A 16,356-nucleotide genomic window follows, 5' to 3' on the forward strand; every position below is an offset into this window, starting at 1 on the left:
GGGCTCGGAGATGTGTATAAGAGACAGGCTATGCCCCGGGGGTCACGCACAATAAGGAATCGTGGTTCTGTCTGGCGTTACCTACGGAACGTGAGGTGCAGATAAGCGAACACCTTGCGTATCAATGGCTGGACGCGCCCAGCGCGGCGCGCCTGACAAAGTCATGGAGTAACCGGCAGGCGATTGAAGAATTTGTTATTTATCCGGCCTGAACAGGCTTTTTTCGGAGATTTTTATGGCAGGTCATAGTAAGTGGGCCAACACGAAACATCGTAAAGCGGCGCAGGATTCCAAACGCGGCAAAATTTTCACCAAAATTATCCGTGAGCTGGTGACGGCTGCTCGTCTGGGCGGCGGTGAAGTCGCCTCCAACCCGCGTTTGCGTGCAGCGGTCGATAAAGCGCTGTCCAACAACATGACGCGCGATACCCTGAACCGTGCGATTGCCCGCGGCGTGGGCGGCGATGATGCCGACAACATGGAAACCATCATTTATGAAGGTTACGGTCCCGGCGGCACCGCGGTGATGGTGGAATGCCTGAGCGACAACCGTAACCGTACGGTTTCTGAAGTGCGTCACGCCTTTACCAAAAGCGGCGGCAACCTGGGAACAGACGGCTCCGTCGCCTATCTGTTTACGAAAAAAGGCGTTATTTCTTATGCGCCGGGTCTGGATGAAGACACGGTCATGGATGCGGCGCTTGAAGCGGGTGCGGACGATGTCGTGACTTATGACGATGGCGCCATCGACGTTTACACGCCGTGGGAAACCTTCGGTGAAGTGAAAGATGCGCTGGATGCTGCCGGTCTGGTGGCCGAAGCGGCCGAAGTGTCCATGATCCCGTCGACCAAGGCTGACATGGATGCAGAAACCGCACCGAAACTGATGCGTTTGATCGACATGCTGGAAGACTGTGACGACGTGCAGGAGGTTTACCACAATGGTGATATCTCCGACGAGGTGGCGGCGCTGCTGTAATGGCGTTGCCGGCGATAAACCGGTGGGGAGACAGGCGTTGACGATCATTCTCGGTATAGACCCTGGTTCGCGAATCACCGGTTATGGCATCATCCGCCAGCAGGGGCGGCAGATCAGCTACCTCGGTAGCGGCTGTATTCGCACTGTGGTGGATGATATCCCCGGACGGCTCAAGCTGATTTATGCAGGCGTGAGTGAAATCATCACGCAGTTTCAGCCGGACTGTTTCGCCATCGAACAGGTGTTCATGGCAAGAAACGCCGACTCGGCGCTAAAGCTCGGGCAGGCGCGGGGAGCGGCCATCGTGGCGGCGGCCAATCAGTCGCTGCCGGTTTTCGAGTATGCGGCGCGTCAGGTTAAGCAAACGGTCGTCGGCACTGGCGCTGCGGAAAAGAGTCAGGTGCAGCATATGGTGCGATCTTTGCTGAAATTGCCCGCCAATCCTCAGGCGGATGCCGCCGATGCGCTGGCGATCGCCATCACGCATTGTCACTTCAGTCAGAACCTGACCCGCATGGGGCAGGAGAGGCTGACCTTAGCGCGAGGGCGGCTGCGCTAGAGACCAGGCTGGATATTCATCCAGCCTTTTTTATGGTATAAGCTATACCCCATCGTTAAGCGCAAATTCAAAAGGAAACGTCACGTGATAGGTCGTCTCAGAGGCATCGTTCTGGAAAAACAACCCCCGCAGGTATTGATTGAAGCCAACGGCGTGGGGTATGAAGTGCATATGCCGATGACCTGTTTCTACGAGTTGCCCGAGCTGGGACAGGAAACGATCATCTTCACTCATTTCGTTGTTCGTGAGGATGCGCAACTGCTGTTCGGGTTCAACAACAAGCAGGAACGTTCCCTGTTCCGCGAACTGATTAAAGTGAATGGCGTCGGACCGAAACTGGCGCTGGCAATCCTATCGGGGATGTCGGCGCAGCAGTTTGTCAGCGCGGTCGAGCGTCAGGAAATCGGTGCTCTGGTCAAGCTACCGGGCGTCGGCAAGAAGACTGCCGAACGTCTGGTGGTTGAGATGAAGGACCGCTTCAAGGGGCTGAATGGCGACCTGTTCAATTCCGCCAGCGATCTGACGCTTCCGCCCGCCGCCGACGCTGCGGCATCATCTGCGGACATCGAGGCCGAAGCGGAATCTGCGCTGGTCGCGCTGGGTTATAAGCCGCAGGAAGCCGGTCGGATGATCAGTAAAGTCGCCAAACCGGGTGCTGATTGTGAAACTCTGATCCGAGACGCGCTGCGCGCCGTTCTTTGAGGTAGCCATGATTGAAGCCGATCGTTTAATTTCCCCCGAAGTCGTATCCGAAGAAGAGGTACTGGATCGCGCTATTCGTCCGAAGCTGCTGACAGAGTATGTCGGCCAGCCCAAGGTGCGCGAGCAGATGGAAATCTTCATTCAGGCGGCAAAACAGCGGGGCGATGCGCTGGATCATCTGTTGATCTTCGGGCCTCCGGGGCTGGGGAAAACCACGTTGGCCAATATCGTGGCGAACGAAATGGGGGTAAACCTGCGCACTACTTCCGGGCCTGTGCTTGAAAAAGCGGGCGATCTGGCCGCGCTGTTGACCAACCTCGAACCCCACGACGTCCTTTTTATCGATGAAATTCATCGCCTGTCGCCGGTGGTGGAAGAAGTTCTCTATCCTGCGATGGAAGACTATCAGCTGGATATCATGATCGGCGAAGGCCCCGCGGCGCGTTCGATCAAGCTGGACCTGCCGCCGTTTACGCTGGTGGGCGCCACGACCCGGGCGGGTTCTTTGACCTCGCCGCTGCGCGATCGCTTCGGCATCGTCCAACGCCTGGAGTTTTATCAGGTTCCGGATTTGCAGTATATCGTCAGCCGTAGCGCTCTGTGTCTGGGGCTGGAGATGACGGAGGAAGGTGCGCTCGAAGTGGCTCGTCGCGCCCGTGGAACGCCGCGTATCGCCAACCGCTTGCTGCGTCGCGTACGAGACTTTTCCGAAGTGAAGTCGAACGGCGTCATTGACGGTGAAATTGCGATCCAGGCATTAGATATGCTGGCAGTTGACTCTGAAGGCTTTGATTACATGGACCGCAAGCTGCTGTTGGCGGTCATCGACAAGTTTATGGGCGGCCCGGTCGGGCTGGATAATCTGGCAGCTGCGATTGGCGAAGAGCGTGAAACCATCGAGGATGTGCTGGAGCCGTTTTTGATTCAGCAGGGCTTTCTGCAACGCACGCCGCGCGGACGCATCGCCACCCAACATGCCTATCGCCACTTTGGGTTGACGCGACAAGAGTAACGCAGACGTTGCTATTCGTATTGGTTTTGCCGAAGGCCGCATCTGGTATGCGGCCTTCTTCGTTGTGGATGAAATAGGGAATGAATGGATCTGCACGAGGCTCACGCAGACCCGGGGGCTATACTAGGCGGATTGTTTTTTCATCAGGCTCAGCATAAACAGCAGAGAAGCGCAGAGCACAACGGAAGGGCCAGCTGGCGTATTGGCGTCGGCCGACAGCGCTAAGCCGCCCGTGACGGCCACCATTCCGATGATGATGGCGATCCCCGCCATCTGTTCGGGTGTGCGGGCAAAGCGCCGTGCTGCCGCCGCCGGAATGATCAGCAGCGAGGTGATAATCAGTGCGCCGACAAACTTCATCGCCAAACCGATCGTCAGTGCGGTGACCAGCATGAGCAGGAGTTTGCTGCGCTGCAAGGATACGCCGTCGACGTGCGCCAGCTCGGGGCTGATGGTCATGGACAGCAGCGAACGCCACTGCCAACACAAAATGGAGACAGACGACGGCGACACCGCCGCCGATCAGCCACAGATCATCCGTAGTCACGGAGAGCAGATCGCCGAACAGGTAGGCCATGAGATCAACCCGGACGTTGCTCATCAGGCTAACCACGACCAGTCCCAGCGAGAGGGCGCTGTGCGCCATAATTCCCAATAGCGTATCAATGGCGAGATAGGGGCGACGTTCCAGCCAAACCAATCCCAGCGCTAGCGCTAGCGTGACGGCAATCACGGCGTAAAAGGGATTCACATCCAGCAGTAAACCAAAAGCGACCCCCAGCAAAGAAGCATGCGCCAGCGTATCGCCAAAGTAAGACATTCTGCGCCAAACGACGAAAGAGCCCAACGGACCGGCCGCCACAGCCAGCAATATTCCCGCCAGCCAGCCGGGAAATAACAATTCGATCATGCGCCATCCTGCCTTTTCAAAATCACTTTTCCATTTAAATCATGTCGATGATTGTGGTGATGCCGGTAAACGGCCAGTTGTTCGGCGCCACGCTGGCCGAACATTGCCAAAAACTCGGGGTGTAGCGAAACGACTTCCGGGGCACCAGAGCAGCAAACGTGCTGGTTGAGACACAGAACCTCATCCGTTTTGGCCATCACCAGATGCAAGTCATGGGAAACCATTAAGACCCCGCAGCCATACTCCTGGCGCAGCTGATTGATGAGGTCATAGAGCGCTAACTGACCGTTGACGTCGACGCCCTGCGTCGGTTCATCGAGGACCAGCAACTGGGGACGGGTCAGGATCGCGCGGGCCAGCAGCACGCGCTGAGTTTCGCCGCCGGACAGTTTCTGCATCGGCTGCTCCGGCAGATGTCCGGCATTGACCCGTTTTAACGCGGGCAGGATGTCCTGCTTTTTGACGCCGGGGCTGAGCTGCATAAAGCGGCTGACCGTCAGGGGCAGGGTGGCATCGAGGTGCAGTTTCTGAGGCACATAGCCAATGCGCAGGCCCGGCGTTCGCGTGAGTGTGCCGCCGGCAATGTCCTGCAGCCCAAGCACGACTCTGACCAACGTCGATTTTCCAGCGCCGTTTGGGCCCAAAAGCGTGAGGATGCGTCCCGGTTGCAGCGTCAGCGAGATGTCTGAGAGTACGCGTCGGCTGCCGAACTGAACGGAGATGTTATCGAGAGAAACCAGTGTAGACATAGAATTCTGCTTGCAGATACCGTGTGACGTTATAATATAACGAAAATTTTTTCTGAAATCGATGGATGACCTGTCATGACACGCCGTAACTTACATCAATGGATAAAAAAAGCGTTAACCGCCAGCACATGGCTCGTAGCGGCAGGGGCCGCTCCGGTCGCTTCTGCGGACGTTGTGACGTCCATACGCCCGCTGGCCTTTATCGCCGCCGCGATTGCTGACGGAGTAACGCCAACGGAAGTCTTGTTGCCCGACGGCGCGTCGCCCCACGATTATGCCCTGCGTCCCTCTGATGTCCAGCGTTTACAGTCCTCGGAATTGGTTATCTGGGTAGGGCCAGAGATGGAAGCCTTCCTGCAAAAGCCTTTGAGTCAAATTCCGGCGAGTCGTCAAATCACGCTTTCCGCACTGCCTGCGATCAAAGCGGCCATGCTCAAAGAGTCGCATCATCACAGCGAGAGCGACCACGACGGGGATAGCCACCATGCGGATCATGACGAACATGCCCACGCTGCAGAGGTCCATGACGAGCATGATGAAGATCACGCGCACGGCGCGGCGGAGGCAGAAGAAGAGCATGATGACGGCCACCATCACGGCGAGTTCAATATGCACATCTGGCTGTCGCCGGAAATGGCGCAAGCGTCCGCTATCGCGATTCATGACAAATTATTGGAACTAATGCCGCAGAATAAGGACAAATTAGACGCGAATCTGACTCATTTCACTGAGAAACTTGCGCATACGGATAAAAATATTGTTAATATGCTGTCGCCTGTGCGAAACAAAGGCTATTTCGTGTTTCATGATGCCTATGGGTACTTTGAACAACACTACGGATTAAGCCCTCTTGGTTACTTTACAATCAATCCAGCCATCTCGCCTGGAGCACAGCGTTTACATCAAATACGAACACAGTTGGTTGAGCACAAAGCGGAATGCGTTTTTGCTGAGCCACAATTCAGGCCAGCGGTCATCAGTGCTGTCGCCAAGGGAACGCAGGTACGCATGGGCGTCCTGGACCCGTTGGGAAGCGACATCGCTCTGGATAAAGACAGCTATGCACGTTTTCTGCTGCAATTGTCTAACCAGTATCTGAGCTGCCTGGAGAAAAAATCATGAGGATACGAATAAGTGCAGCAGATAGTCCGAACTATCGCTCAGGCGTATAACACTCTCCCAAGACCTCACCGAGTGATGTTGGGGTCGCTGACCATAGTAACACTGGCCGTCGCCGTTTGGCGGCCAATGGTTTACCCCCCGGTCAACGATGCGCCAGTGATTATCAAAGATGCTGATAATGAAAGAAATCAGCCTAAAACGTTAACCCCTCCCGCCAGCGAACCGCTGGATGCGCCTTCTTCCGCTAACGCGAATTCCGCCGACAGCGACGACAATACGATGCTCGACCAGCCGACGCCCTCGGACGATATCCCTAAGGATGAGCTGGACGACAACGTGTCCGACGGCAACGCCGCGCATGAATATGTTGTCTCTACCGGCGATACCCTCAGCAGTATTCTGACGCAGTACGGCATCGATATGTCGGATATCGCGGCGTTGGCAGAGCAAAATTCCGGGCTGCGTAATCTGAAGATCGGTCAGCAGATTTCCTGGGAGCTAGGGCAGGACGGCGATTTGCAAAGCCTGCGTTGGCAGGTGTCCCGCCGTGAAGTTCGCACCTACACCCGCAAAGGCGATGTCTTCAAGGAAGCGATCGAAAACATGCAGGGCGACTGGCACAACAAGGTGCTGACCGGGCGGCTTACGGGCAGCTTCGTCAACAGCGCGTTGAATGCCGGGCTGACCAACGGCGAAGTCCGCGAAGTGATTAAAGCGCTGCAGTGGCAGTTAGACTTCCGTAAATTGCGTCTCGACGATCGTTTCTCTGTGTTAATGTCCCGCGAAGTGCTCGACGGTCACAATGAGCAAAGCGAACTGCTGGGCGTTCGTCTGCGTAGCGGCGGTAAAGATTATTACGCTTTCCGTTCGGAAGATGGAAAGTTCTACGATCGTGAAGGGTCGGGATTGTCTCGCGGTTTTATGCGTTTCCCGACCATGAAACAGTTCAAAATCTCTTCCAACTTCAACCCTCGTCGGCTTAACCCTGTCACAGGGCGTGTCGCACCGCATCGCGGCGTCGATTTTGCGCTGCCGGTGGGAACACCCGTGTTGGCTATCGGGGATGGGGAAGTGGTCGTCGCGAAGCGTGACGGAGCGGCAGGCAACTACATCGCCTTACGTCATGGTCGCCAGTACACCACGCGCTATATGCATCTAAGCCGTCTCTTGGTTAAACCGGGTCAGAAAGTTAAACGCGGCGACCGTATCGCGCTGTCGGGCAACACCGGGCGTTCAACGGGGCCCCATCTGCACTATGAAGTCTGGATTAACCAGCAGGCAGTCAACCCGCTGACGGCGAAGCTGCCGCGCTCTGAAGGGCTGGACGGCAAAGAACGTCGTGACTATCTGGCTCAGGTGCGTGAGATGCTGCCGCAGTTGCAGCTGGACTGATTTCCCTAACACCTTCCTACAGCCGGTCGCCTCATCGCCACCGGCTGTTTTTTTGTGGGTCGCGGCCTATCGGGATGGCGATCCGGCTGAATGTAGAGTCTATGCAGACTGCCTTTAGCGCGGTCTCTATTGGGTACACAAGAGTAAACGCATGGAAAAAGTGAAGAAAAACCGATCCGAATTCATTCCCCAGTTTCAATCCGCTTTTTTTCTCCCTCGCTATTGGGGGATCTGGCTGGGCGCGGGGGCATTGGCGCTAGTCGCCTGTCTACCGGCTAAGCTGCGAGATCCGGTGTTGGGCGCGTTAGGCCGAATGGTGGGACGCGTTTCTAAAGGCGCGCGCCACCGTGCCCGCATCAACCTGCTGTTGTGTATGCCAGAGATAACCGAAGCGCAGCGGGAGAAGATCATCGACGATATGTTCGCGACGTCTATTCAGTCTATTGTGCTGATGGTCGAGCTAGCGATTCTTCCCGCCCGACGTGTTTATGAGCGAGTGCGGTGGCATGGGGATGACATTATCGATAGGTTGAGAGATCAGGATCGGAATGTGATCTTTATGGTGCCGCACGGCTGGGCAGTCGATCTGCCCGCAATGCTGATGAGCTGGCGCGGTCAGAAAATGGCGGCGATGATCCATAACCAGAAGAATGAGTTGGTCGACTATCTGTGGAACTTGCTGAGACGTCGTTTTGGCGGTCGGCTGCATACGCGCAACGATGGCATCAAGCCCTTTATCGGTTCGGTAAGAGAGGGGTATTGGGGCTACTATCTGCCGGATCAGGATCACGGGGCGGAGCACAGTGAGTTCGTCGACTTCTTCGCTACCTACAAGGCCACGTTGCCCGCAGTCGGTCGTTTGATGAACGTTTGCCGTAGCGAGATCGTTCCGTTGTTTCCGGTCTACAACGCCCGGACTTCGCTGCTGGATATTTATATCCGTCCGCCGATGAGCGATATCGCAGAGGCGGATGATCAGGGCATCGCGCGTCGAATGAATGAAGAACTGGAGTTTTTAGTCCGTCCCAATCCGGAACAGTACACCTGGATTCTGAAATTGTTGAAGACCCGCAAGCCGGGGGAAACGGAGCCTTATCTACGCAAAGATTTATAATATATCGCACGTTTTTTGCGATATTAATGCGCGGTGTTATCACCGTTCACCGGTGCCGGAAATAACGGCACCGGTGAGTCTGGAAACAATTCGTCATTAAACTTTACCCCATCCGAACATCAGACATAATTAGCGTTTTATTTGTGTCCGCTATTTTATCATCTCGGATAATTCCTCGTATAAATCTCCTTCATCCCTTGTTATTACTTTCTTAAGGTCGTCATAACGATGACTTTAGCGTTAGTCCTGTAAATTTGGCGAGGGAGAATCTCTGACGCGCTTTATAGGACGGACACTACTGATTAAATAGTGCGGTAAAAGGATATTCATTATGCATTTCAAACCGGTATTTTTAGGTGTCTTACTGGCTACATCAGCACTGAGTTTTACGGCAGCCAACGCAGCGGTCGATCCAGCACACGAGGGAAACCCGATGTCGCCTGTTGTGACGAATCATGGTCGTGTTGAGTCTGCTAACCATGCAGCTAACACGCATGCGGCCAAGAAGTTGGAGGCCGAACGTCAAGAGGCTAAATCTCGCGCGGAAAACCGTCAAAAAGCGGTACAAAAGAAAAATAATCAAATACATGAAAAGGTGCAGGCGAAAAATTCAGCCGCAGAGCATCACGTCAATAAAATAAATACAGAAAAAGAGAAACAGCAGGCGTTATTTCCGCCGAAAAAATAAAGGGTAAAAGTGTCAGAAAATAACCACAGGTGGTGGTGGAGTGAGAAAATGAAACACGGATGATGGTCGTCACGCAGTGATTCATTATTTCCTTCAAAAACATTGCCTACGTCAGACACTTTTTACCTTTGCCCCTACGATAAAAAAGCCGGAATATCCGGCTTTTTTACTTTATCAGCCCTTCGCAGAGGGTGATGCTACGACTTTATTCGCTTATTCGACTCGCAAGATCCTTACCGTATTCGTGGTGCCGACGGTACCCATCACATCGCCCTGAGTGACAATCACCAGGTCGCCGGACATCAAGAATCCTTTGTCGCGCAGCAGAATGACGGCATCATTCGCTGCTTCTACGCCGTCAGAATAACGAGTGAATTGAACGGGGGTGACGCCGCGATAGAGCGCGGTCAGGTTCAGCGTCCCTTCATGGCGCGACATCGCGAAAATGGGCAAACCGGAGCTGATGCGAGACATCATCAGCGCAGTGCGACCAGACTCGGTCATCGCGACGATGGCGGTCACGCCTTTCAGATGGTTGGCGGCGTACATAGCTGACATCGCCACCGACTCTTCGACGTTATCGAATTCCGCGTCAAGGCGGTGCGTAGAGACGTTGATGCTCGGAATTTTTTCCGCGCCTAGGCACACGTTGGCCATTGCGGCAACGGTTTCCGCCGGATATTGGCCTGCGGCGGTCTCTGCTGACAGCATGACGGCGTCGGTGCCGTCCAGCACGGCGTTGGCGACGTCCATGACTTCCGCGCGTGTCGGCATCGGATTGGTGATCATGGACTCCATCATCTGCGTCGCGGTGATGACGGCACGGTTGAGTTTGCGAGCGCGACGGATCAACTTTTTCTGGATGCCGACCAGCTCAGGGTCGCCGATTTCTACGCCCAAATCGCCTCGGGCGACCATAACGACGTCGGAAGCCAGGATGATGTCGTCCATCGCTTCATCCGTCGCGACGGCCTCAGCGCGTTCGACTTTGGATACGATTTTGGCTTCACAGCCCGCCTCTAATGCCAACTGGCGGGCGTAATTGAGATCGGCGCCGGTGCGGGGGAAAGAAACGGCCAGATAGTCCACCCCGATTTTGGCGGCGGTGATGATATCCGCTTTGTCTTTGTCGGTCAGTGCCGCCGCTGAGAGTCCGCCACCCAGTTTATTGATGCCTTTGTTATTGGAGAGTGGCCCCCCGACGGTGACTTCCGTAAAGACTTTCGATGCTTCCACGTTAAGCACTTTGAGCTGAACGCGACCATCATCGAGCAGAAGAATATCGCCAGGGACGACGTCATCGGGCAGACCTTTATAGTCGATGCCGACGCCTTCTTTATTGCCTTCCCCGCGACCCAGATTGGCATCGAGCAGGAATTTGTCGCCGATGTTGAGGAAGACCTTACCTTCTTTGAAAGTGGATACGCGAATTTTCGGGCCCTGGAGATCGCCAAGAATAGCGACGTGGCGGCCTAATTTTGCCGCAATGTCACGCACATTATCGGCTCGGAGCTGATGGTCTTCTGCGGTGCCGTGAGAAAAGTTCAAGCGGACGACGTTCGCACCGGCGGCAATAATCTTTTCCAGATTATTGTCGCGGTCGGTTGCCGGTCCCAGAGTGGTAACAATCTTCGTTCTTCTTAACCGTCTGGACATGGATGACTCCGTTGACTGGTGAAGCTGAAATAGGGCGATAGTATCTAAAACACGGCTGACGCCTTTCTCTGGGGGGAGAGGGCGATCCCGCTCAAGGGGATGCCGTGGCGGTTGAACCGTACCGACGAAAAGTCGCTGCGTCGGCCTGAATGCAAATCAGTTTTACGAGGTGGTGAACGGTCCTTCTTTATCAAAACGCGATTCCTTCAAGGCTTCCTTGACGCGTTTCAAGTTATCTCTAAATTTCGCGCCGCGCCGCAGCGTAAACCCTGTCGCCAAGACATCAATCAACGTCAGTTGGGCGATGCGCGAGACCATCGGCATGTAAACGTCGGTGTCCTCCGGGACTTCCAGCCGTAGGGTTAATGACGCTTCGCGTGCCAGCGGCGTACCTTCAGAGGTGATTGCGATCACCGTCGCGTCATTCTCGCGGGCAATGCGCGCCATGTCCACCAGGGTTTTGGTGCGACCGGTATGTGAAATCAACACCACGACATCGCCTTCGCCGGAATTCATGCAGCTCATGCGCTGCATGACCACGTCGTCGAAGTAGGCCACGGGAATATTAAAGCGGAAGAATTTGTTCATTGCGTCATGCGCGACGGCCGCCGAGGCCCCAAATCCAAAGAAGGAGATTTTGCGAGCCTGCGTCAGGAGGTCGACCGCGCGGTTGATGGCCGGAATGTCGAGACGCGACTTGGCATGTTCCAAACCGGCCATCGTGGACTCGAAGATCTTGGCGGTGTAGGCCTCAACCGTGTCGTCCTCTTCCACATTGCGGTTCACATACGGCGTGCCGTTGGCGATACTTTGCGCCAGCTGCAGTTTGAAGTCGGGAAATCCTTTGCTGTCTAGCCGCCGACAGAATCGGTTGACGGTGGGTTCGCTGACATCCGCTAATTTAGCGAGTGTCGCTATACTGGAGTGGATAGCTGACTGCGGTGAGGCGAGAATGACTTCAGCCACCTTTCTTTCTGACTTACTCAACCGATCCAGGTGAGTCCGGATTTTATCCAGCATTTTCATAGAGTGATACCATCAATGGTCATGTCGATTTCAGCCAGAGGTGAATCGAGGCGAATTTCGTGGAAATATACTATGCGCAAACCTGACGTGGCAGAGGGCGGCGCAGCGAAATTGTGGTTTTTTCACCAGAACATGACGTGTGTCTAACTTTCAAAATAGTAACTGACTGTCGAAATTGTTAGCTATTTTTCTCTCTACGATTCGTGTCGCTATCAGTACTCCGAAGGAAATACTCAGCTATCACGTTGTTACACGGCGATTTGTGGGGTATGTCGCAGGCTAACGGTTTACTGGTCCCAGCCAAAAATAGTACATTACGTATGTAATAAAATTACAGCATCCTGCAATGAGGAGATAGAACATGGCGGTAACGTCAACGGCCCAGGCATGTGACCTGGTGATTTTCGGTGCAAAAGGGGATTTGGCGCGCCGTAAATTGCTGCCTTCACTGTATCAACTGGAAAAAGCAGGTCATATCCACCCGGACACTCGTATTATCGGCGTCGGCCGTGCGGACTGGGACAAAAAGGCCTATACCAAAGTCGTGCGGGAAGCGCTGGATACTTTTCTTAAAGAGCCGCTGGACGAGAAACTGTGGAAAACACTGAGCGAGCGGCTGGATTTCTGCAATCTGGATGTACAGGATGCCGCGGGTTTCAAGCGTTTGGGCGACATGCTTGACCAGGAAAACCGCGTAACGATCAACTATTTCGCCATGCCGCCTAGCACCTTTGGGGCTATCTGCGGCGGTCTTGGCAAAGCCGGGCTGAACAAAGAGCCCGCTCGCGTCGTGATGGAAAAACCGCTGGGAACCGATCTGGCCTCTTCGCAGGTCATCAATGACCAGGTGGCGGAGTACTTTAACGAGTGTCAGGTTTACCGCATCGACCATTATCTCGGCAAAGAAACGGTACTGAACCTGCTGGCGCTGCGTTTCGCCAACTCGCTGTTTGCCAATAACTGGGATAACAGCACCATCGATCACGTTCAGATTACCGTTGCGGAAGAAGTCGGTATCGAAGGCCGTTGGGGGTATTTCGACCAGGCTGGGCAGATGCGCGATATGATCCAGAACCATCTGCTGCAGATCCTGACCATGATCGCCATGTCGCCGCCGTCCGACCTGACGACGGATCGTATCCGCGATGAGAAGGTTAAGGTACTGCGCTCGCTGCGTCGTATCGACCGCTCCAATATTCATGACACGACCGTGCGCGGGCAATACACGTCCGGATTCGTTCAGGGCAAAAAAGTCCCGGGTTATCTGGAAGAAGAGGGCGCTAACAAGTCCAGCGACACGGAGACCTTTGTCGCCCTTCGCGTGGACATCGATGATTGGCGCTGGTCCGGCGTGCCATTCTACCTGCGTACCGGTAAACGCTTGCCGAGTAAATGTTCAGAAGTCGTGGTGTACTTCAAAAACCCGGCGCTGAATCTCTTCCACGATTCCTATCAGCAACTGCCACAAAACAAACTGACTATTCGTCTTCAGCCTGACGAAGGGATCGAGATTCAGATTTTGAACAAGATCCCTGGTCTGGATCACAAGCATCGTCTGCAGACGACCAAGCTGGATCTCAGTTTCTCTGAAACGTTCAATCAGGAGCACCTGGCTGATGCCTACGAGCGCCTGCTGCTGGAGACGATGCGAGGTATTCAGGCGCTGTTCGTTCGTCGCGACGAAGTGGAAGAAGCCTGGAAATGGGTCGACTCCATCATGGATGCCTGGGCTCAGGACAACGATGCGCCTAAGCCTTATCAGGCTGGCACGTGGGGCCCGGTGGCGTCTGTGGCGATGATCACCCGTGATGGCCGTTCCTGGAACGAAGTCGAGTAGTGATGATCCGCAGCCTGCGATTTGTTCGCGGCTGAGCGGCAAGGAATCACGGCGTGGTCGACTTACGAGACGACCGCGCCAAATTAATCAATGCCCATTGGGCATGAGTGGAGAAAGCGCTTAATGAAAAACTGGAAAACCAGTGCGGAACAGATTCTGACGGCTAGCCCGGTCATTCCGGTGATCGTCGTGAATAAACTGGAACACGCGGTTCCCATGGCGAAAGCCTTGGTCGCTGGCGGTATCCGCGTACTGGAACTCACGTTGCGCACCGAATGTGCGGTAGAAGCGATTCGCCTGATTGCGAAAGAAGTACCAGACGCGATCGTGGGTGCGGGAACGGTAACCAACCCTCAGCAGCTGGCTGAGGTGGTGGATGCCGGCGCGCAGTTCGCCATCAGCCCTGGATTGACTGAACCGCTGTTGAAAGCGGCCACGGCGGGCGATATTCCGCTGATTCCAGGTATCAGCACCGTGTCAGAACTGATGCTGGGTATGGATTACGGATTAACCGAATTTAAATTCTTCCCGGCTGAGGCTAACGGTGGCGTGAAAGCCCTGCAGGCTATCGCGGGTCCGTTCGGCAAAATCCGTTTCTGCCCAACCGGCGGTATTACGCCGAACAACTACCGCGACTATCTGGCGCTGAAAAGCGTCCTGTGCGTGGGAGGCTCTTGGCTGGTGCCGGCTGACGCGCTGGAGTCAGGCGATTATGACCGCATCACCGAGCTGGCTCGCACTGCAATCGAAGGCGCTAAAGCCTGATTCGGCCCATCACACGGTGAATAGGCGTCAATGACGTTTTAGCCGTGTTAGTGCGATGACTAAACCACCTCTTCGGAGGTGGTTTTTTTATGCGACGATAACGCAAAGCCGGAATTTTTCTGGCCTTAGCAGAAACAAGCACATCAATTTTATCAATAAGTTAATCACTTTCTTCTTCTGTCGATGCGTTTCGAACTTGACCCATTTCGGGTTAGTGACGTGACGACCTGAAAGCGAATAACCATCTGGCTGCACCGATCCACGCCGCGGGGTGCCCTGAGCGCCTGTTCGGCATCGGAGCCTTTCGCGTTTCGGTCGACAGGCTGCGTCTTCAAGCAAACTCTGAAAATAGGCAGATAACCCATGGCATAACCCGTTTGTTGCCATACACAAAATGGTGGCAAAATAATCCCCATATTAGGGAAATAACGGCATTTGAACGTCAGCAGGAAGTGAATTCGGATGCTGTTTGCAAACAAAAAAGGGACGTATGGCTTCTATCCAAGTGGGTGGTGTAGACAAGACCGCAGAGATCACTAAATGGTCCATCTGGAATGACAAGGAGCAAGGACTGCAAAGTCGGCAAAACCCCGCTAGGGGGGATTGAAGTTGATGGCGGTTCCCACGATCACCACAAACAGGCGGAACGCGATGCTTTGAAGAACGCTATTCTGGCGAAAAGCGGTATTCCCATCCTGCGTTTACGCACCGTCGAGAGCGACATCAAAGAGAGAACCGCTGCGTTTATCGCTCAGTGGGCGAACTCAGAGCTGGGCGCGTCATAAGGCTTTGGCGCGCACCATTGACGTTTCTTTTGGCCCGGCCCACCGCTTTCACGCTGTTCAATGCGATTTCCCTTTATTCACTGGATGTGGCAGGAGATAGACATGATGGTGTATGGCGAAGGTGTTAGATGTCGAAGAGGGAGGTAAAAGGGCACAGACAGGCTGCGCCCTTGAATGTTAACCGTTGACCCGCACCGCCGCAGCGACGGATTTGGCGCGCTGTACGGCGGCCTCTGTCGTATCGTCTAGCGCCAACGCGACGCCCATTCGACGCTGGCCGCTAATCTCCGGTTTGCCGAACAGGCGGATTTGCGTCTGTGGCAGCAGGGCCTGCTCGAGTCCCTGATAGCGGACGTCGCTGCTGGTCAGGTTTGGCAATATCACTGCGGAAGCGGCCGCGCCGTACTGTCGAATGACGCCAACGGGCAGGCCGAGAAAAGCGCGTACATGCAATGCGAACTCGGACAAATCCTGCGAGATCAACGTCACCATGCCGGTATCGTGCGGTCGCGGCGAAACCTCGCTGAAAATGACTTCATCGCCGCAGACGAACAATTCAACACCGAACAGACCGTAACCGCCTAGAGCTTCAACGACTTTGCCAGCGATCGCTTTTGCCCGCTCAAGCGCGACTACGCTCATCTGCTGCGGCTGCCAGGACTCGCGGTAGTCGCCATCCTCCTGACGGTGTCCGATGGGGGCGCAGAAGTGAATGCCATCGACAGCGCTGACGGTAAGCAGGGTGATTTCAAAATCAAACTTCACCAGCCCTTCGACAATCACCTTACCGCCTCCGGCCCGGCCGCCTTCCTGCGCATAGCGCCAGGCAGAGTCTACTTGCTGGGCGTCACGAATCAGGCTCTGGCCTTTTCCTGACGAGCTCATGACGGGTTTTACGATGCAGGGGAAACCGATCTGTTGCACTGCCTCTTGGAAACTGACGGCGTTGTCGGCAAATTGATAGGGAGAGGTCGGGACACCTAACGTCTCCGCCGCCAGACGGCGTATCCCCTGTCTCTTATACACATCTGACGCTGCCGACGAAGAGGATAGTGTAGAT

At 54.9% G+C, this 16,356-nt stretch carries 13 protein-coding genes and 3 pseudogenes; 12 read left to right on the forward strand and 4 right to left on the reverse strand.

Features of this window, described 5'->3' with window-relative positions; translation table 11 throughout:
- Window positions 1-29: 29 nt before the first annotated feature.
- From nudB to ruvB, 5 genes and pseudogenes are all read left to right on the forward strand, one after another.
- A pseudogene (gene nudB, locus Q7O77_RS05525) lies at window positions 30-212 on the forward strand (dihydroneopterin triphosphate diphosphatase); the annotation flags it as partial.
- A gap of 23 nt (window positions 213-235) precedes the next feature.
- The gene (locus Q7O77_RS05530) at window positions 236-979 is read left to right on the forward strand and encodes a YebC/PmpR family DNA-binding transcriptional regulator (protein WP_085653332.1); all 744 of its coding nucleotides are present in this window, start codon (window positions 236-238) and stop codon (window positions 977-979) included.
- Between the two features lie 37 nt (window positions 980-1,016).
- Entirely contained in the window at window positions 1,017-1,538 is a 522-nt protein-coding gene (gene ruvC / locus Q7O77_RS05535) for a crossover junction endodeoxyribonuclease RuvC (RefSeq protein ID WP_304164142.1), read from the forward strand.
- Between the two features lie 84 nt (window positions 1,539-1,622).
- Complete coding sequence (gene ruvA / locus Q7O77_RS05540) at window positions 1,623-2,240, forward strand: Holliday junction branch migration protein RuvA (RefSeq protein ID WP_094107763.1); 618 nt, start codon at window positions 1,623-1,625, stop codon at window positions 2,238-2,240.
- A gap of 7 nt (window positions 2,241-2,247) precedes the next feature.
- Complete coding sequence (gene ruvB, locus Q7O77_RS05545) at window positions 2,248-3,252, forward strand: Holliday junction branch migration DNA helicase RuvB (protein ID WP_304164123.1); 1,005 nt, start codon at window positions 2,248-2,250, stop codon at window positions 3,250-3,252.
- A gap of 123 nt (window positions 3,253-3,375) precedes the next feature.
- Here the strand turns inward: ruvB and znuB are convergent.
- Together znuB and znuC are read right to left on the reverse strand one after the other, a co-directional pair.
- Window positions 3,376-4,162: pseudogene (znuB, locus tag Q7O77_RS05550) on the reverse strand (zinc ABC transporter permease subunit ZnuB).
- On the reverse strand, window positions 4,159-4,911 hold the full coding sequence (gene znuC, locus Q7O77_RS05555) for a zinc ABC transporter ATP-binding protein ZnuC (protein ID WP_085653342.1): 753 nt from the start codon (window positions 4,909-4,911) through the stop codon (window positions 4,159-4,161). The pseudogene znuB and the gene znuC overlap by 4 nt, the downstream one beginning before the upstream one ends.
- Before the next feature lie 75 nt (window positions 4,912-4,986).
- On the opposite strand from znuC, the gene znuA reads away from it, so the two are divergent.
- From znuA to Q7O77_RS05575, 4 genes are all read left to right on the forward strand, one after another.
- Entirely contained in the window at window positions 4,987-6,033 is a 1,047-nt protein-coding gene (gene znuA / locus Q7O77_RS05560) for a zinc ABC transporter substrate-binding protein ZnuA (RefSeq protein WP_304164126.1), read from the forward strand.
- Between the two features lie 12 nt (window positions 6,034-6,045).
- Window positions 6,046-7,425 (forward strand): murein DD-endopeptidase MepM, encoded by a 1,380-nt coding sequence (gene mepM, locus Q7O77_RS05565; RefSeq protein WP_094107766.1) that lies wholly within the window; start codon window positions 6,046-6,048, stop codon window positions 7,423-7,425.
- A 151-nt stretch (window positions 7,426-7,576) separates the two neighbouring features.
- Window positions 7,577-8,539, forward strand: a complete 963-nt coding sequence (gene lpxM, locus Q7O77_RS05570; RefSeq protein WP_304164128.1) for a lauroyl-Kdo(2)-lipid IV(A) myristoyltransferase — start codon at window positions 7,577-7,579, stop codon at window positions 8,537-8,539.
- Window positions 8,540-8,870: 331 nt separating this feature from the next.
- Window positions 8,871-9,227, forward strand: coding sequence for a hypothetical protein (locus Q7O77_RS05575; RefSeq protein WP_304164130.1), 357 nt, complete (start codon window positions 8,871-8,873; stop codon window positions 9,225-9,227).
- A 213-nt stretch (window positions 9,228-9,440) separates the two neighbouring features.
- Here the strand turns inward: Q7O77_RS05575 and pyk are convergent, their stop codons facing one another.
- On the reverse strand, window positions 9,441-10,883 hold the full coding sequence (pyk, locus tag Q7O77_RS05580; RefSeq protein ID WP_304164132.1) for a pyruvate kinase: 1,443 nt from the start codon (window positions 10,881-10,883) through the stop codon (window positions 9,441-9,443).
- 162 nt (window positions 10,884-11,045) lie between these two features.
- Window positions 11,046-11,909 (reverse strand): MurR/RpiR family transcriptional regulator, encoded by an 864-nt coding sequence (locus Q7O77_RS05585; RefSeq protein ID WP_304164134.1) that lies wholly within the window; start codon window positions 11,907-11,909, stop codon window positions 11,046-11,048.
- A 361-nt stretch (window positions 11,910-12,270) separates the two neighbouring features.
- Between Q7O77_RS05585 and zwf the strand changes: the two genes are divergently transcribed.
- The 3 genes and pseudogenes from zwf to Q7O77_RS05600 all read left to right on the forward strand — a co-directional run.
- Complete coding sequence (zwf, locus tag Q7O77_RS05590; RefSeq protein ID WP_304164136.1) at window positions 12,271-13,746, forward strand: glucose-6-phosphate dehydrogenase; 1,476 nt, start codon at window positions 12,271-12,273, stop codon at window positions 13,744-13,746.
- 123 nt (window positions 13,747-13,869) lie between these two features.
- Window positions 13,870-14,511, forward strand: coding sequence for a bifunctional 4-hydroxy-2-oxoglutarate aldolase/2-dehydro-3-deoxy-phosphogluconate aldolase (locus Q7O77_RS05595; protein ID WP_304164138.1), 642 nt, complete (start codon window positions 13,870-13,872; stop codon window positions 14,509-14,511).
- Window positions 14,512-15,086: 575 nt separating this feature from the next.
- A pseudogene (locus Q7O77_RS05600) lies at window positions 15,087-15,296 on the forward strand (DUF2726 domain-containing protein); the annotation flags it as partial.
- Window positions 15,297-16,356 lie beyond the last annotated feature (1,060 nt).

The sequence above is a fragment of the Lonsdalea britannica genome (assembly GCF_946477055.1).
Classification (GTDB): Bacteria; Pseudomonadota; Gammaproteobacteria; order Enterobacterales; family Enterobacteriaceae; genus Lonsdalea; species Lonsdalea britannica_A.